This is a genomic window from Streptomyces sp. NBC_01788 (assembly GCF_035917575.1).
In the GTDB taxonomy this organism is placed as follows: Bacteria; Actinomycetota; Actinomycetes; order Streptomycetales; family Streptomycetaceae; genus Streptomyces.
Genome location: NZ_CP109090.1, coordinates 5,774,841 through 5,790,876 on the forward strand (window position 1 = coordinate 5,774,841; position 16,036 = coordinate 5,790,876).

Consider the following 16,036-nt stretch of genomic DNA (forward strand, 5'->3'; position numbering starts at 1 on the left):
ATTTCGCCCCGGTTCGGGGGGAGAAGTGCCTGAGTTATCCACAGGCCGGACGTGCGTCGGGGCGCATTGTCAGTGGCAGGCGTTAGCGTCTTTGACGTGAAGCGATCGACACAAGCAAACCGGGTGGAACCCATGGCAGGAACCGACCGCGAGAAGGCGCTCGACGCCGCGCTCGCACAGATTGAACGACAATTCGGCAAGGGCGCGGTCATGCGCATGGGCGAGCGGTCGAAGGAGCCGATCGAGGTCATCCCGACCGGGTCGACCGCGCTCGACGTGGCTCTCGGCGTCGGTGGCCTGCCGCGCGGCCGTGTCGTGGAGATCTACGGACCGGAGTCCTCCGGCAAGACGACCCTGACCCTGCACGCGGTGGCGAACGCGCAGAAGGCGGGCGGCCAGGTCGCGTTCATCGACGCGGAGCACGCCCTCGACCCCGAGTACGCGAAGAAGCTCGGCGTCGACATCGACAACCTGATCCTCTCCCAGCCGGACAACGGCGAGCAGGCCCTGGAGATTGTGGACATGCTGGTCCGCTCCGGCGCCCTCGACCTCATCGTCATCGACTCCGTCGCCGCGCTCGTCCCGCGCGCGGAGATCGAGGGCGAGATGGGCGACAGCCACGTGGGTCTCCAGGCCCGGCTGATGAGCCAGGCCCTGCGCAAGATCACCAGCGCGCTCAACCAGTCCAAGACCACCGCGATCTTCATCAACCAGCTCCGCGAGAAGATCGGCGTGATGTTCGGCTCGCCGGAGACCACGACCGGTGGCCGGGCGCTGAAGTTCTACGCCTCGGTGCGCATCGACATCCGCCGTATCGAGACCCTGAAGGACGGCACGGAGGCGGTCGGCAACCGGACCCGCTGCAAGGTCGTCAAGAACAAGGTCGCGCCGCCCTTCAAGCAGGCCGAGTTCGACATTCTCTACGGCCAGGGCATCAGCCGCGAGGGCGGTCTGATCGACATGGGCGTGGAGCACGGCTTCGTCCGCAAGGCCGGCGCCTGGTACACGTACGAGGGCGACCAGCTCGGCCAGGGCAAGGAGAACGCGCGCAACTTCCTCAAGGACAACCCCGACCTGGCCAACGAGATCGAGAAGAAGATCAAGGAGAAGCTGGGCGTCGGCGTGCGGCCGGAGGAGCCGACCACGGAGCCGGGCACGGACGCCGCGGTCACCACCGCCGCGGACGCCACGGCCAAGGCGGCGCCCGCCAAGGCCACCAAGCCCAAGGCCACCTCGGCCAAGAGCTGACCCGTGACACGGCGAACCGACTGGGCCGAGTACGAGTACGAGCACGCGGACGAGTACGCCGCCTTCGGTGCCCCACGGGGGAGGGGCACCGGGGACGCCCTCGGCTCGGGCACGGACCAAGACGGCGCGTACGGAGACGGCGGGTACGGGGACAGCGGGTACGGGGACAGCGGGTACGGGGACAGCGGGTACGGGGAGGCCGAACCGGGCGCTGGTGTGCCCGGGGACGGCGGCGGACAGCGGCGCGCGGGTGGCCCACCCGTGGGTGGTGCGCGCCGGGGCGGCTCGCGTGACGGTGGGCCGCGGGGTGGACGCGGGGGCCGTCGGCGCGGCCCCGGCGAGGCGTCCGCCGAGGACGGGGGCACCTCCTCCGTGTCGAGGGCGGGGCAGGGGGAGCCTCCGGGGGACCCGGTGGAGCGGGCGCGCGCCATCTGCCTGCGCCTGCTCACCGGGACCCCGCGCACCCGCAAGCAGCTCGCGGACGCCCTGCGCAAGCGGGAGATCCCGGACGAGGCGGCGGACGAGGTCCTCTCCCGGTTCGAGGAGGTCGGACTGATCGACGACGGCGCGTTCGCGGACGCCTGGGTGGAGTCCCGGCACCACGGACGCGGACTGGCCCGGCGCGCCCTCGCCCGGGAGCTGCGGACCAAGGGCGTCGACACGGCGCTGATCGACGAGGCGGTCGGCCGGCTCGACGCCGAGCAGGAGGCGGCCACCGCACGCGAACTCGTCGCCCGCAAGCTGCGCTCCACCCGCGGCCTCGACCGCGACAAACGGCTGCGCCGCCTCGCGGGGATGCTCGCCCGTAAGGGCTACTCCGAGGGCCTGGCCCTGCGCGTGGTCCGGCAGGCGCTGGAGGAGGAGGGCGAGGACGCGGACTTCCTCGCCGACGAGCGCTACTGAGCCGGCGCCCGCCAGGGCGTCCGGCGCGGAGAGGCACGGACGACACGACGGGGTGCGAGGCCTCGTGGGCCCGCAGGCCCCGGCGGGCGACTCCCTCTGCGACTGCGTCCCTCTACGACGGCTGCGCGCGGCCGTCCCATGGCGTCACCGGCAGCCCGGCCGAGCGCCATGCCTGGAAGCCGCCCACCAGATCGGTCGCCCGGAGCAGCCCCAGCCGGTGCAGGGACGCGGCCGCGAGACTCGACGCGTAGCCCTCGTTGCAGACGACGACCACGCGCAGGTCGTGACCGGTGGCCTCGGGGACACGATGGCTGCCCAGGGGGTCGAGACGCCACTCCAGCTCGTTGCGCTCCACGACGAGGGCGCCCGGGATCAGACCGTCCCGCGTGCGCAGAGCGGCGTAGCGGATGTCCACCAGGAGGGCGTCGCCGGCCCGGGCGGCCGCGTAGGCCTCGCGCGCCTCGACACGTTCGTAGCCCCGGCGGACCCGCTCCAGCAACTCGTCGATTCCGACGGGTGGTTGAGGTGTGCTCACTGCCAGTCCTCCGGGCGCTCGACCTGCTCGAGGCGCAGGGTCTGTTCGGTACGGCTGTAGCGGCGGATGCGGGGCAGCGGCGGGTGGTAGGCGTGCACGGAGACGGCGTGCCGGCCGGTGGACTCGTTGAGCACGTCGTGCACGTGGTGGCGCCCGAAGGAGCGGCCCCGCCCCGCCGGAAGCCGCCGTTCACGGTCGACGCCGTCGGTGAGTTCGAGGGTCCGCCAGCCGTCGGTGGGCAGCCGGGCGGCGAGCGAGTTCTCCTTCAGCTCGCCCGAGGCGGTGACGAAGGCGCCGACCGAGTCGGCGTGATCGTGCCAGCCCGTGCCGGTGCCGGGCGGCCAGCCGATCAGCCACGCCTCACTGCCGCCGGGCCCGTCCAGGCGCACCCAGGTGCGGCCCTCCGGGTCGAGGGGAAGCGAGGCGATCAGCTCGGCGTCGGCGGCGGTGCGCCGCACGAAGTCGAGGAGTTCCGCCTGAGTCGGCGCCTGCTCGAAGGACGCGGAGGACGCGGAGAGGGCGGGAGCAGACCTGCCGGGAGAGGACTCGGCGGGCGAGGGCCCGGCAGGGGAGGAGGCGGCAGGGGAGAGTTCGGAAGCGGGGGGCACGGGAGCCGAGGACCCGAGGGGCGAGACAGACACGTACACCGTCCTGAAGAGCGTTCGCGGAGGGCGCGCGGCGGCACAGGGTACGGACGTATGGCGTACGGGTGTGTGCGGATCGGGCGGCGCGCGCCGGGTGAAGGAGGCGAGTTCAACAGGCCGGACGACACACGCAGCCCGCATAGCGGACGAGGTCCATATGGACCCTCCGCCACAGGCGCACATCGGTGTCGGTCACGTTCGGGAGTAGACCATGACGGTCCTGACCGGTCAACTCGCCCTCACCCTGTGGACCGTGCGGCGGACGGTCCGCGTGCGGTCCACAGGGTTCCGCGGTCAGCGCGCGCCTGCCCCGGCACGGTCCTCGGCGCGTCCGGCGCCGCCCAGCGCCGTCTCCGCCGCGGTGTACAGGTCGGCCGGGCGCACCCCGCTCAGCGCGGTCACCAGATGCCCGTCGGGCCGTACCAGCAGGACGGTGTGGGGGGCGGCGCCCGGATAGCTCTCGGCGACCAGCAGTTCAGCAGGGTGCGGCAGCGCGGTCACCGCGGCGGCCAGCCGGGGCATGATGCCGGCGCTCACCCAGTGCCGGCGCTCCCACACCCCCGTACCCGGCGCGATCAGCACCACCAGCAGCGCACCCCGGCCCAGCCGGTCCCTCAGCGGCACGAAGGAGCCGTCCTCCGCGGTCACCACCACGTCGGCGACCGGGGAGCCGGCCGGCGTGTCCACGAGGACCTCGCCGTCCAGGGGCGGGGGCGTGAGCGGCGAGTCCGTGTACGCCCCCGGCGCGCCCAGCGGCCCGCGCCCCAGATGGCCGTCCATCAGCAGGGCGTCGTTTCCGCGGCCGGATCCGGGCACGAGAGAGCGCAGTCCGCCGCCTCCGCGCAGTACCGGCAGCAGTTGGTCGGCGGCGCGCAGCCGGGCGGCGACGACGGCGCGCCGTTCGGTCTGGTAGCTGTCCAGCAGTGCCTCGTGCGGCCCGTGGTGCCAGGCAGGCGCCAGCTTCCAGGCGAGGTTGTCGGCGTCCCGCAGGCCCTCGTCGAGACCCTGGGTGCCGAGCGCGCCCAGCAGATGCGCCGCGTCCCCGGCGAGGAAGACCCGCCCGGCGCGCCAGCGGCGTGCCACCCGGTGGTGGACGGTGTGGACACCGGTGTCCAGGAGTTCGTACGACGGCGAGGTTTCGCCGGTCCAGCCGGTGAGGGTCTCCCGGATGCGGGCGAGCAGCAGTTCGGGTGTGACCAGGTCCTTGCCGGGCGGCAGCAGCCAGTCCAGCCGCCACACGTCGTCCGGGAGCGGACGGGCGGCGATCTCCCCGGCGAAGGGGCCGGTCGTCCGCCACGGCGGCAGCCGGTGGAGGAACGCTTCGCCGGGGTGGGGCAGTTCGGTGCGCACCGCGGCGACGGCGTGCCGTTCGACGGCCGTGCGGCCGGGGAAGCGGATGTCCTGGAGCTTGCGCACGGTCGAACGCGGGCCGTCGCAGCCGACCAGGTGACTGCCGCGCCACCATGTGCCGCCCGCGCCGCGGGTGTGGGCGGTGACCCCCGTGGTCTCCTGCTCCATGCTGTCCAGCCGGCTGTCCACGGCGAGTTCGATCAGCGGTTCGTGGGCGACGGCGGCGCGCAGGGCGCCGGTCAGGACGTGCTGGGCGATGTGCAGCGGCGCGGGTTCGGCGTCGTCGAAGGCGACTTCGTGCATCACCTGTTTGCGCCGCAACGACCGCCATCCGGCCCAACGGAGGCCGGCCTCGCCGAGCGGCACACCGGCCAGGCGCTCCACGAGCGCGGTGGTGTCCTCGCGCAGGACGACCGTGCGCGCGGCGCGCGGCGCGTCCGTGCCGGAGCCCTCGTCGAGCACGACGGAGGGCACCTCCTGACGCGCCAGCGCCAGGGCGAGCGTGAGCCCGACGGGCCCCGCTCCGACAACGATCACCGGATCCACGGCGCGGCGCCTCCTGCCAGCAGCGGTGTCCTGGAGGTGAGAGGTGAACAGAAAGCCGGAGCACGGTGCACGATCACAGAACGTATGCAACAGACTGGGCGCCAGCCGGTCAAGCGGGACGCACGCCGGTGCTCCAGGTGCGCGGTGGCGTGCGCCGTGCGGCGGCTCGTGTGCGCGGCCGACCGCCGTGCCCCTTCGCGGCCTCCTACGCCGACGGGGGTGCGGCGGCAACAAGCCACCGCACCCCCGTCGGGTGCCTCAAAACCGCTGGACCATGCGTCAGATCGAGCCGCCCGCACCCGTTCCGTAGGTGCCACCGGTCTGGGCGGGGTTGACCTCCTCCTCGTCCGCGGCGAGGACGACGCCGGTGCTCCGCTTGCTGCGGCGCAGCCTGCGCTCGAGCCAGCTCGCGAAGCTGGTGAGGGCGAAGTTCAACAGGATGAAGATGACGGCCACCACGATGAAGCTGGCGATGACGTTGGCGTAGTTGGCCGCGAGCGTGCTGCGGGAGCCCAGCAGCTCGGGGAAGGCGAGCATCGCGCCGCCCAGCGCGGTGTCCTTCACGATGACGACCAGCTGGCTGACGATGGCCGGCAGCATGACAGTGACCGCCTGCGGGAGCAGGATGCCGCTCATCGTCTGGCCCTTGCGCAGACCGATCGCGTAGGCGGCCTCTGTCTGCCCCTTGGGCAGGGCCAGGATGCCGGCACGTACGACCTCGGCGAGAACCGAGGCGTTGTAGAGCACCAGGCCGGTGACGACCGCGTAGAGGGGGCGCACGTCGCTGGCGATGCCCGTGGAGCGGACGTAGAACTCGTTGGCGAACAGCATCAGCAGCAGTACCGGGATCGCCCGGAAGAACTCGACCACCACACCGGCCGGAACCCGGACCCACCGGTGGTCGGACATCCGGGCTATGCCGAAGAACGCGCCCAGCGGAAGAGCGATGACCATGGCGAGCGCCGCGGCCTTCAGCGTGTTGCCGAGGCCGGGCAGCAGGTACGTCGTCCAGGCCGCGGAGGTGGTGAAGGGCTGCCACAGGGCCCACTTGAGCTGGCCCTTGTCGTTCATCGTCGACCAGATCCACCACAGGAGCAGTGCGAGCAGGGCGACGAAGACGACGGAGAGGATCACATTGCGCCGCCTGGCCCGGGGGCCGGGGGCGTCGTAGAGCACGGAACTCATCGCTTCACCGCCAGTCGCTTGCCGAGCCAGCCGAGGAAGAGGCCGACGGGCAGGGTCAGGACCACGAACCCGAGGGCGAAGACGGCGCCGATGGCAAGCGTCTGGGCCTCGTTCTCGATCATCGTCTTCATCAGGTAGGAGGCCTCGGCCACACCGATCGCGGCCGCCACGGTCGTGTTCTTGGTCAGTGCGATCAGCACGTTGGCCAGCGGTCCGATCACCGCGCGGTAGGCCTGCGGCAGCACGACGAGCCGCAGCGACTGGCTGAAGTTGAGCCCGATCGCGCGCGCCGCCTCCGCCTGCCCGACCGGCACGGTGTTGATGCCGGAGCGCAGCGCCTCGCAGACGAACGCCGCGTGGTAGGCCACGAGCCCGAGCACCGCCAGCCGGAAGCCCTGGATCTTGAAGTCGGACGCGCCCATCGTCATCCCGAAGATGTCGGCGAGGCCGAGGGAGGTGAAGACGATGAGCACCGTCAGGGGGATGTTCCGGAAGATGTTGACGTAGGCGGTGCCGAAGCCGCGCATCAACGGAACCGGGCTGACCCGCATCGCGGCCAGCAGGGTGCCCCAGACCAGGGAGCCCAGGGCGGAGAGAGCGGTGAGCTTCACCGTCATCCAGAACGCCCCTAGGACGTCGTAACCTTGAAGAAAGTCGAACACGATCTCCCGCGCTTCCGGGTGTGTGGGGTACGAGGACGGCGTGGCGCGCCGCCGCCTTGTGCGCGGTGGGCGGCGGCGCGACTGTGGAACCCTGCTATGCCTGCGGATCCCTGCTTACCGGACGAGCCGGGTCACTTGACGATGTCGCCGATCTTCGGGGCGGGCTCGTTCTTGTAGTCGGCCGGGCCGAAGTTCTTCTTGACCGCGGCGTCCCACGAGCCGTCGCTGACCATCTTCTCCAGCGCGGAGTTGATCTTGTCCACGGTCGCGGTGTCGCCCTTCTTGACACCGATGCCGTAGTTCTCGTTGCTCAGCTTGAGCCCGGCGAGCTTGAACTGGCCCTTGTAATTGTCCTGGGAGGCGAAGCCCGCGAGGATCGAGTCGTCGGTGGTCACCGCGTCGACGGCACCGCTCTGGAGGGCGGCGATGCACTCCGAGTAGCCCGCGTTCTCCTTCAGGGCGGCATCCGGCGCGATCGACTTCTGCACGTTCTGCGCCGAGGTGGAGCCGGCCACGGAACACAGCTTCTTGCCGTTGAGGTCCGTGCCCTTGGAGATCTTCGAGTCGGCCTTGACCAGCAGGTCCTGATGGGCCAGCAGGTACGGGCCGGCGAAGTCGACCTTCTGCTTGCGCTCGTCGTTGATCGAGTACGTGGCCACGATGAACTTCACGTCGCCGCGGGCCAGCGCGTTCTCACGCTCGGCGCTCTTGGTCTCGACCCACTCGATCTGGGCCGGCTTGTAACCGAGTTCCTTGGCCACGTAGGTGGCCACGTCCACGTCGAAACCGGAGAACGAGCCGTCGGGCTGCTTCAGACCGAGGCCGGGCTGGTCGAACTTGATGCCGACCTTGACCTTGCCGCCACCGCCCGACGACCCCTCGTCCTTCTTGTCGTTCGAGCTGCACGCCGTCGCCGACAGGGCGAGGGCGAGGACGACGGCCGAGGCGGCGGTGACCTTGCGGAGCTTCATGTGAACTTCCTTCGGTGTTGAGGAGATGCTGAGCCGTCGGACGGCGACGGCAGGATCACGGGCCGGCGGCGTACGGCGCCACCGGCGGGCCGCCGCGTCAGTGGTGCAGGATCTTCGAAAGGAAGTCCCTGGCCCGGTCGCTGCGCGGGTTGCTGAAGAACTGGTCGGGCGCGGCCTCTTCGACGATCCGGCCGTCGGCCATGAAGACCACCCGGTTCGCGGCCGATCGGGCGAAGCCCATCTCGTGGGTGACGACCACCATCGTCATTCCGTCCCGGGCGAGTTGCTGCATGACCTCCAGCACCTCGTTGATCATCTCCGGGTCGAGCGCGGAGGTCGGCTCGTCGAACAGCATGACCTTCGGGTCCATGGCCAGCGCCCGCGCGATCGCCACGCGCTGCTGCTGGCCGCCGGAGAGCTGCGCGGGGTACTTGTCGGCCTGTGCGCCCACTCCGACCCGGTCGAGCAGCTCGCGGGCCCGCTCCTCGGCCTTGGCCTTCTCCGTGCGGCGGACCTTGATCTGGCCGAGCATCACGTTCTCGAGCACGGTCTTGTGTGCGAAGAGGTTGAAGGACTGGAAGACCATGCCGACGTCGGCGCGCAGCCGGGCCAGCTCCTTGCCCTCCTGAGGCAGCGGCTTGCCGTCGATCGTGATGCCGCCCGAATCGATGGTTTCCAGACGGTTGATGGTGCGGCACAGAGTGGACTTCCCGGACCCGGAGGGCCCGATGACCACGACGACCTCGCCGCGGGCGATCGTCAGCTCGATGTCCTGGAGCACGTGCAACGCGCCGAAGTGCTTGTTGACGCTCTTCAGGACGATCAGATCGGCGGTCGAGGCCACGTCTTCCTTGGCCATCGATACTTCGGTCATCGCTTTCAGGCTCCGTCCTCCTCGGTTTCGGGGGACAGTAATGACCGATGCGACCAGCGTCATCACATCTGAGGGAGATCTGAGCATCACGATCCGGTAGCGGCCGTGCACATGTCGTAGCGCGGCCGGGTGGGGCGCGTACCGGCTGGATAACGACACAGGGTGCGCAACCGGAAGCCTCTTGACGCCGTCCTCGTCCATCAGCGTCACTGCCATGGTGCACACGCGCGCATGCACGACGTGTACACACTGTGACCGTACGACTCATGAACCGGAGGGGGCCGGAATGCGACTGCTCCTCGTCGAGGACGACAACCACGTCGCCGCCGCCCTGTCCGCGGTCCTGGCGCGGCACGGGTTCGACGTCACCCACGCCCGCAGCGGCGAGGAGGCCCTCCAGGCCCTCGTCCCCGAGAGCGCCTGCTTCGGCGTGGTCCTGCTCGACCTGGGCCTGCCCGACCAGGACGGCTACGAGGTGTGCGCCAAAATCCGCAAGCGCACCAGCACCCCCGTGATCATGGTGACCGCCCGCTCCGACGTCCGCTCCCGCATCCACGGCCTCAACCTCGGCGCCGACGACTACGTGGTGAAGCCCTACGACACCGGCGAACTGCTCGCCCGTATCCATGCCGTCAGCCGCCGCACCGCCCACGAGGACGCGAACGCCGCCGGGGAGACCACCCTGCGCCTGGGCGCGGTGCTCGTCGAACTGCCCACCCGGCAGGTCAGCGTGGACGGCGCGGTCGTCCAGCTCACCCGCAAGGAGTTCGACCTGCTCGCGCTGCTCGCCCAGCGTCCCGGCGTCGTCTTCCGGCGGGAGCAGATCATCAGCGAGGTGTGGCAGACCAGTTGGGAGGGCACCGGGCGGACCCTGGAGGTGCACGTCGCCTCCCTGCGCTCCAAGCTGCGCACGCCGGCGCTCATCGAGACCGTACGCGGCGTCGGTTACCGCCTCGTCGCCCCGGCCGCCTAGCGGGGACGGGTGAGCTCACGACTGCTGCCGCTGCTCATCGTCCTGATGGCGGCCGTCCTGCTCGCGCTCGGCGTTCCGCTCGCCGTCAGCGTCGCGGGCGCCGAGCAGCAGAGGGCGGTCGTGGACCGCATCGACGACTCCGCGCGCTTCGCCGCCCTGGCCCAGTTCGTCACGGACGGGACCAGCGGCCCCCGGCGCACGGTCCCGGACGAGCGGCTGGCGACCCTCCGCCGCGAACTCGGCAGCTACCACGGGGTCTACGGCATCCGGGCGGGCGTCTTCTACCGGACCGGGGTCCCGATGGCCAACGCACCGGACGACTGGTCGCTGCCCGCGCACGGCGAGGTACGCGACGCCTTCGACGAGGCGCTGCTGAGCCGGCGCAGCCACGATCCGGAGCAGGTCTGGCCCTGGCAGCGCCACCGGCTCGTCGTCGCCTCCCCCGTCATCCGGGACGGCGACGTCGTCGCGGTCGTCGTCACCGACTCGCCGACCGGGCAGATGCGTTCGCGGACCCTGCACGGCTGGCTGCTCGTCGGCACCGGCGAGATCGCCGCGATGCTGCTCGCCGTCGGCGCGGCGCTGCGGCTGACCGGCTGGGTGCTCAGGCCCGTACGGATCCTCGACGCCACCACCCACGACATCGCCACCGGACGGCTGAAGTCCCGGGTGGCGGCCGCCGGCGGACCGCCCGAACTGCGAAGGCTCGCCCGGTCGTTCAACGAAATGGCGGACAACGTCGAGGACGTGCTGGAACAGCAGCGCGCCTTCGTCGCCGACGCCTCGCACCAGTTGCGCAATCCGCTCTCCGCGCTGCTGCTGCGCATCGAGCTGCTCGCGCTCGAACTGCCCCAGAACAACGAGGAGATCGCCTCGGTGCGCACCGAGGGCAAGCGCCTCGCCCAGGTCCTGGACGACCTGCTCGACCTGGCGCTCGCCGAGCACGCCGAGCCGGATCTGCGACTCATCGACATCGGGGAGCTGGCCGCCGAGCGGGTGGCGGCCTGGGCGCCGGCCGCCGCGGCCAAGGGGGTGCGGCTGGCCGGCGACTGCCCGGCCACCACGGCCTGGGCCGACCCCGTGGCCCTGTCGTCCGCGCTCGACGCTGTGATCGACAACGCGGTGAAGTTCACGCCGGACGGCGAGAGCGTCGAGGTGACGGTCTCCTTCAACCGCGACACGTCGACCGTCGTCGTGGCCGACCACGGCCCCGGCCTCACCGACGAGGAAATCGCCCGCGTCGGCGACCGCTTCTGGCGCAGCGGACGCCACCAGAACATCCAGGGCTCCGGCCTCGGTCTGTCCATCTCCCGCGCCCTGCTCGCGGCGGGCGGCGGCTCGATCTCCTATGCCCGGCACCGGGTGGAGGAGCCGCGCGGACTGCGGGTGACCGTGACCGTGCCGAGGTCGGCTCCTACGGCTTGACCGAGCGGTAGTAGCGCCGCGCGCCCTCGTGCAGCGTCAGGGGGTCGGTGTAGATCGCGGTGCGCAGGTCGACGAGTTGGGCGGAGTGCACATGGGCACCGATGCCGTCGCGGCTCTTGATGACGGTGCGGGTCACCCACTCCGTCAGCCTCGGGTCCATGTCCTCGCGCGTCATCAGCACGTTGGACACGGCGATCGTCGGCACGGCCGCGCCGTTCTGGACCGACGGGTACGCCGACTCCGGCATGTTGGTGGCGCGGTAGTAGCGAGTGGCGCCGCCCTCGGCGTGCAGCCTGGCCACCAGATCGGCCTCGATCGGCACGAAACGGAACGGGAACTGCTCGGCCAGCCGCCGCAGACCGTCCGTCGGGAGCCCGCCCGACCAGAAGAACGCGTCGAGATCGCCCTGCCGCAGCCGGTCCGGGGCGGTGCCGATGCCGTCGCCCATAGGGCGGATGTCCGACTCCGGGTCGATCCCGGCCGTCCTGAGCACCCGCTCGGCGATCAGCCGGACCCCGGACTCCGGCGGCCCGACCGACACCCGCTTGCCGCGCAGGTCGGTCACGGAGCGGATGCGCGAGTCGCGCGGGACGACGAGCTGCACGTAGTCGTCGTAGAGGCGCGCCACACCGCGCAGCCGCGAGGCACCCGGGCCGTGGTTCACCTCGTACGTCTCCACCGCGTCCGCCGCGGCGATGGTGAAGTCGGACCGGCCGGTCGCCACGCGCGCGACGTTCTCCTGGGAGCCGTCGCTGGTCAGCAGCCGCACCTTCAGATCCGGCATGTCCTTGGCGAACGCGGTGCGCAGCCGCACGCCGTATTCCTGGTAGACCCCGCGCAGGGTTCCCGTGCTGAAGGTGATCGTCCCGCTCGGTGGTGCCTCGCCCAGGGGCAGCAGCCACCACAGCAGCAGCCCGAGGACCACGACCCCGGCGACCGTGCCCTGGAGGCCGCGGCGTCGTCCGATGCGGCGGAACAGCGTAGGCATGCGCGCGATCCTGCCAGTGGTACGCCGTGCTGACCAGGGGCGGGTGGCCCGGCGGCCGGTCAGGCGGACGGCCGGTGGCGTCCGGGCCGGCGGCTACCCTCGCGGTATGAGTTCCTCGCCCGCCGATCTGGTCCGTGAGTTCCACCGTGCCTTCGGGCTCGACGCCCGCCCCACGCCGACCCGGGTGCCGCCGGAACTGGCCGCGCACCGCGGGGAACTGCTCGCCGAGGAGGCGGCCGAGGTCGCGGAGGTCTCGGTCGGCGGCCCGCTCGACCGGCTCGCGCACGAACTGGCGGACGTCGTGTACGTGGCGTACGGCACCGCCCTCGTGCACGGCATCGACCTCGACGAGGTGATCGCCGAGATCCACCGCGCCAACATGACCAAGCTCGGCCCGGACGGCCGGATCGCCCGCCGCGCCGACGGCAAGGTGCTCAAGGGGGAGCACTACGTCGCACCGGACGTCTCGGCCGTACTGCGCCGGCAGGGCTGGGCCCCCGAGGGCGTCTGAGGGCGCGCGGCCGTCCTGCGGCGGTCCCGAGTCGGCCGTGCTGCGCCGACAGCGTGGGGTCCCCGGCAGTGCATGAGGGCGCACGGCGTTCTACGGCGGTCCCGAGCGGCGAGTGGGCGCGGTGGGGGCTGGGGCCCCGGCGGCGTCCGACGGCGCGTGACCGCTCCACGGCAGCGCCGAGGTGCCCGGCGGCGCCCGCAGCGTGCGACCGCCTTACGGAAGCCCGGAGTCGGCGGGCAGCCGCGGTGAGGGGCGGGCGCACCGCACCGCGAGCACCAGCGCCAGCGCGGACAGCGTGGCCGCGTCCTTGAAGGCCCTGCGGGTCGAGGCGTCCAGGTGCGGGAAGGTGAACTGGGGCACCTGCGGGACGAGCGCGACCCAGAACCAGGGAGAACGCGTCACCGAGTCAGCCTCCAGCACCCCGGCGACCAGCAGCGGCACCACGACGACCAGATAGTGGTCGTAGGACGGCCGGGACACGAGGTACGAGGCCAGCATCAGCAGCGCGGCCGTGTCCGCGAGCCGCGCGGGACCGGGAACGCCGCGCCGCCAGCGCAGCCGGGCGCAGAGCATCCCGGCCGCCGCCGCGGCCAGGGCCACCACCTCGGCCGGTACGGGCGGCAGCCCCAGCCGCGGCAGCACCGCCGGCAGGGAGGCGTCGAACGGCCGCATCAGACCGTCCCCGCCCTTGAGCAGGAAGGGCAGGGTGCGGGTGAAGAAGCCGTCCGGGTCCGGCATGATCAGGGCCGCGCCCGCCGAGAGGGCCAGCGGCACCGCCACCATCCAGGCCAGTGCCCGCCACCGCCGGGCCAGCACCAGCAGGACGGCCACGGGCAGCAGCAGCGGCTTCACCGCCACCGAGAGACCCAGGACCACTCCGGCCAGGTCCCAGCGGCCCCGGTCGGCCAGCAGCAGCGCCAGCGGCAGCGCCAGCGCGCCGACCGCCGTCCAGTTCCCCAGGTTCACCAGATGGCCCACCGGCGCCCAGCACAGCACCAGCGCCAGCAGCCCCAGCACCGCGAGCCGGCTGCACGCCGGCACCCGGAACAGGCGCACCGCACACCACCACCCGCCCGCGATCAGCGCTACGCAGGCGATCGGCGCGGCGACGCGTACCACGGGCGCCGGCAGCGCGGCCTGACCGGCGGCGAACAGCACGGCACTGGGCAGGTAGAGGAAGCGCCGGTCGGCGTACGGGGCGCCACCGGCCAGCCAGACCTGCCCGGCATGGACGACGAAGGCGTTGTCCATGCCTCCCCCGGTGAACGCGACGGCCACGCGCGCGGCACGGGCGAACAGGACGACGGCGAGGAGGGCGACCGGGACGGGACCGGCAGGCCGCAGCAGCCACGCACGCAGCACCACGGTCGGGGGCACGTCCGGCACGGGTGCCCGCAGGGCGTCACGAAGCTCCGTCACGCCTGTCATTCTGGGTCAGTTGTCCACCTGTGGGAGGAAGTGGCCGGTCGTGTCGCCGTCACGCGGGCGCAAAGCCTTCCGGCCGCTCCGTCGCTCCCACGGACCCGCGCGGTGCCCGGTCCCGCCCGGCCCGCAAGTCCGTGAAGCCCGGCTCGGAAGTCCGCGAGGCCCGGCCCGGAAGGGCGTGACGCTCCGCCGTTCTGGTGCCGTCCGGGACCACCTACCCTTGTTGCATGACCAGCAGCAGCGACCGGAGCCCCGCAGTGGACGTTCAAGGACCCAAGAGCTACGAGATCCGCACCTACGGGTGCCAGATGAACGTCCACGACTCCGAGCGGCTGGCCGGCCTGCTCGAGGATGCCGGCTACGTGCGGGCGCCGGAGGGGGCGGACGGCGACGCCGACGTCGTCGTCTTCAACACCTGCGCCGTCCGGGAGAACGCCGACAACCGGCTGTACGGCAACCTGGGGCACCTCGCGCCGCAGAAGGCCAAGCGGCCCGGGATGCAGATCGCGGTCGGCGGCTGCCTGGCGCAGAAGGACCGGGACACCATCGTGAAGAGGGCGCCCTGGGTGGACGTCGTCTTCGGCACGCACAACATCGGCAAGCTGCCCGTCCTGCTGGAGCGCGCCCGCGTGCAGCAGGAGGCGCAGGTGGAGATCGCCGAGTCCCTGGAGGCGTTCCCCTCCACGCTGCCGACGCGGCGCGAGAGCGCGTACGCGGCCTGGGTCTCGATCTCCGTCGGCTGCAACAACACGTGCACCTTCTGCATCGTCCCCGCGCTGCGCGGCAAGGAGAAGGACCGCCGCCCCGGTGACATCCTCGCCGAGGTGGAGGCCCTGGTCGCCGAGGGCGTCTCCGAGATCACTCTGCTCGGCCAGAACGTCAACGCCTACGGCTCCGACATCGGCGACCGCGAGGCGTTCAGCAAGCTTCTGCGGGCCTGCGGGAACATCGACGGCCTGGAGCGGGTTCGCTTCACCTCGCCGCACCCGCGCGACTTCACCGACGACGTGATCGCCGCGATGGCCGAGACCCCGAACGCCATGCCGCAGCTGCACATGCCGCTGCAGTCCGGCTCCGACACGGTGCTGAAGGCGATGCGCCGCTCCTACCGGCAGGAGCGCTACCTCGGGATCATCGAGAAGGTCCGCGCCGCCATCCCGCACGCCGCGATCACCACCGACATCATCGTGGGCTTCCCCGGCGAGACCGAGGAGGACTTCGAGCAGACGCTGCACGTCGTGCGCGAGGCGCGCTTCGCGCAGGCGTTCACCTTCCAGTACTCCAAGCGCCCGGGCACCCCGGCCGCCGAGATGGCGGACCAGATCCCCAAGGAGGTCGTCCAGGCGCGCTACGAGCGGCTGGTCGCGCTCCAGGAGGAGATCTCCTGGGAGGAGAACAAGAAGCAGGTCGGCCGCACGCTGGAGCTGATGGTCGCCGAGGGCGAGGGCCGCAAGGACGGTGCCACCCACCGCCTCTCCGGTCGTGCCCCCGACAACCGCCTGGTCCACTTCACCAAGCCCGAGCAGGACGTACGCCCCGGCGACGTGGTCACCGTCGAGGTCACCTACGCCGCCCCGCACCACCTCCTCGCCGAGGGTCCGGTGCTCGACGTGCGCCGTACGCGCGCGGGTGACGCCTGGGAGAAGCGCAACGCCGCCGAGGCCGCCAAGCCGGCCGGTGTCATGCTCGGCCTCCCGAAGGTGGGCGCGCCGGAGCCGCTTCCGGTCGCCGCGGGCAGCGGCTGCGGCTGCGACTGACCCCGGCGGGGTCGGCCGGCCGACCCCCGGCCGACCGGC

General features: G+C 71.8%; 16 protein-coding genes. 6 read left to right on the forward strand and 10 right to left on the reverse strand.

Annotation, left to right across the window (positions count from 1 at the left end; all coding sequences use genetic code 11):
- Positions 1–132: 132 nt before the first annotated feature.
- Positions 133–1,248: a recombinase RecA gene (gene recA / locus OIE49_RS26165; protein ID WP_326804388.1), complete on the forward strand. Its 1,116-nt coding sequence runs from the start codon at positions 133–135 to the stop codon at positions 1,246–1,248.
- A gap of 3 nt (positions 1,249–1,251) precedes the next feature.
- Positions 1,252–2,151: a recombination regulator RecX gene (gene recX, locus OIE49_RS26170; RefSeq protein WP_326804389.1), complete on the forward strand. Its 900-nt coding sequence runs from the start codon at positions 1,252–1,254 to the stop codon at positions 2,149–2,151.
- A gap of 112 nt (positions 2,152–2,263) precedes the next feature.
- On the opposite strand, the gene OIE49_RS26175 is transcribed toward recX, so the two are convergent.
- The 8 genes from OIE49_RS26175 to OIE49_RS26205 all read right to left on the reverse strand — a co-directional run bounded on the left by OIE49_RS26175 (position 2,264) and on the right by OIE49_RS26205 (position 8,918).
- A complete protein-coding gene (locus OIE49_RS26175; protein ID WP_326804390.1) occupies positions 2,264–2,686 on the reverse strand; it encodes a rhodanese-like domain-containing protein in 423 nt (140 codons plus the stop codon).
- A complete protein-coding gene (locus OIE49_RS26180; RefSeq protein WP_401790893.1) occupies positions 2,683–3,294 on the reverse strand; it encodes a cysteine dioxygenase in 612 nt (203 codons plus the stop codon). The genes OIE49_RS26175 and OIE49_RS26180 overlap by 4 nt, the downstream gene beginning before the upstream one ends.
- A gap of 145 nt (positions 3,295–3,439) precedes the next feature.
- Complete coding sequence (locus tag OIE49_RS37170; RefSeq protein ID WP_348638505.1) at positions 3,440–3,526, reverse strand: putative leader peptide; 87 nt, start codon at positions 3,524–3,526, stop codon at positions 3,440–3,442.
- A 98-nt stretch (positions 3,527–3,624) separates the two neighbouring features.
- The gene (locus OIE49_RS26185; protein ID WP_326804392.1) at positions 3,625–5,226 is read right to left on the reverse strand and encodes an FAD-dependent monooxygenase; all 1,602 of its coding nucleotides are present in this window, start codon (positions 5,224–5,226) and stop codon (positions 3,625–3,627) included.
- 279 nt (positions 5,227–5,505) lie between these two features.
- Positions 5,506–6,411, reverse strand: coding sequence for an amino acid ABC transporter permease (locus tag OIE49_RS26190; protein WP_326804393.1), 906 nt, complete (start codon positions 6,409–6,411; stop codon positions 5,506–5,508).
- Positions 6,408–7,073 (reverse strand): amino acid ABC transporter permease, encoded by a 666-nt coding sequence (locus OIE49_RS26195; RefSeq protein WP_326804394.1) that lies wholly within the window; start codon positions 7,071–7,073, stop codon positions 6,408–6,410. The genes OIE49_RS26190 and OIE49_RS26195 overlap by 4 nt, the downstream gene beginning before the upstream one ends.
- Before the next feature lie 131 nt (positions 7,074–7,204).
- Entirely contained in the window at positions 7,205–8,044 is an 840-nt protein-coding gene (locus OIE49_RS26200; protein WP_326804395.1) for a glutamate ABC transporter substrate-binding protein, read from the reverse strand.
- A 97-nt stretch (positions 8,045–8,141) separates the two neighbouring features.
- Positions 8,142–8,918, reverse strand: coding sequence for an amino acid ABC transporter ATP-binding protein (locus tag OIE49_RS26205; protein ID WP_326804396.1), 777 nt, complete (start codon positions 8,916–8,918; stop codon positions 8,142–8,144).
- A 286-nt stretch (positions 8,919–9,204) separates the two neighbouring features.
- Here OIE49_RS26205 and OIE49_RS26210 point away from each other — a divergent pair, with 286 nt between their 5' ends.
- Both OIE49_RS26210 and OIE49_RS26215 read left to right on the forward strand, forming a co-directional pair.
- Positions 9,205–9,891 carry a response regulator transcription factor gene (locus OIE49_RS26210; RefSeq protein ID WP_326804397.1) on the forward strand — a complete coding sequence of 229 codons (687 nt, stop codon included), beginning with the start codon at positions 9,205–9,207 and terminating at the stop codon, positions 9,889–9,891.
- A gap of 9 nt (positions 9,892–9,900) precedes the next feature.
- Positions 9,901–11,316 carry a sensor histidine kinase gene (locus tag OIE49_RS26215; RefSeq protein WP_326804398.1) on the forward strand — a complete coding sequence of 472 codons (1,416 nt, stop codon included), beginning with the start codon at positions 9,901–9,903 and terminating at the stop codon, positions 11,314–11,316.
- On the opposite strand, the gene OIE49_RS26220 is transcribed toward OIE49_RS26215, so the two are convergent.
- Positions 11,306–12,304, reverse strand: a complete 999-nt coding sequence (locus OIE49_RS26220) for a TAXI family TRAP transporter solute-binding subunit (RefSeq protein WP_326804399.1) — start codon at positions 12,302–12,304, stop codon at positions 11,306–11,308. The genes OIE49_RS26215 and OIE49_RS26220 overlap by 11 nt on opposite strands.
- 106 nt (positions 12,305–12,410) lie before the next feature.
- On the opposite strand from OIE49_RS26220, the gene OIE49_RS26225 reads away from it, so the two are divergent.
- Positions 12,411–12,815 (forward strand): MazG nucleotide pyrophosphohydrolase domain-containing protein, encoded by a 405-nt coding sequence (locus OIE49_RS26225; RefSeq protein WP_100570739.1) that lies wholly within the window; start codon positions 12,411–12,413, stop codon positions 12,813–12,815.
- A 213-nt stretch (positions 12,816–13,028) separates the two neighbouring features.
- Here the strand turns inward: OIE49_RS26225 and OIE49_RS26230 are convergent, their stop codons facing one another.
- Positions 13,029–14,234, reverse strand: coding sequence for a glycosyltransferase family 87 protein (locus tag OIE49_RS26230; RefSeq protein ID WP_326804400.1), 1,206 nt, complete (start codon positions 14,232–14,234; stop codon positions 13,029–13,031).
- A gap of 233 nt (positions 14,235–14,467) precedes the next feature.
- Here OIE49_RS26230 and miaB point away from each other — a divergent pair, with 233 nt between their 5' ends.
- The gene (gene miaB / locus OIE49_RS26235; RefSeq protein ID WP_326804401.1) at positions 14,468–15,997 is read left to right on the forward strand and encodes a tRNA (N6-isopentenyl adenosine(37)-C2)-methylthiotransferase MiaB; all 1,530 of its coding nucleotides are present in this window, start codon (positions 14,468–14,470) and stop codon (positions 15,995–15,997) included.
- Positions 15,998–16,036 lie beyond the last annotated feature (39 nt).

Bases quoted from the DNA above. Each gene is read 5' to 3' on its own strand.
- OIE49_RS26210 (WP_326804397.1), top strand. From the start codon at position 9,205: ATGCGACTGCTCCTCGTCGAGGACGACAACCACGTCGCCGCCGCCCTG.
- OIE49_RS26190 (WP_326804393.1), bottom strand. From the start codon at position 6,411: ATGAGTTCCGTGCTCTACGACGCCCCCGGCCCCCGGGCCAGGCGGCGC.
- recA (WP_326804388.1), top strand. From the start codon at position 133: ATGGCAGGAACCGACCGCGAGAAGGCGCTCGACGCCGCGCTCGCACAG.
- OIE49_RS26225 (WP_100570739.1), top strand. From the start codon at position 12,411: ATGAGTTCCTCGCCCGCCGATCTGGTCCGTGAGTTCCACCGTGCCTTC.
- miaB (WP_326804401.1), top strand. From the start codon at position 14,468: ATGACCAGCAGCAGCGACCGGAGCCCCGCAGTGGACGTTCAAGGACCC.
- OIE49_RS26220 (WP_326804399.1), bottom strand. From the start codon at position 12,304: ATGCCTACGCTGTTCCGCCGCATCGGACGACGCCGCGGCCTCCAGGGC.
- OIE49_RS26205 (WP_326804396.1), bottom strand. From the start codon at position 8,918: ATGACCGAAGTATCGATGGCCAAGGAAGACGTGGCCTCGACCGCCGAT.
- OIE49_RS26200 (WP_326804395.1), bottom strand. From the start codon at position 8,044: ATGAAGCTCCGCAAGGTCACCGCCGCCTCGGCCGTCGTCCTCGCCCTC.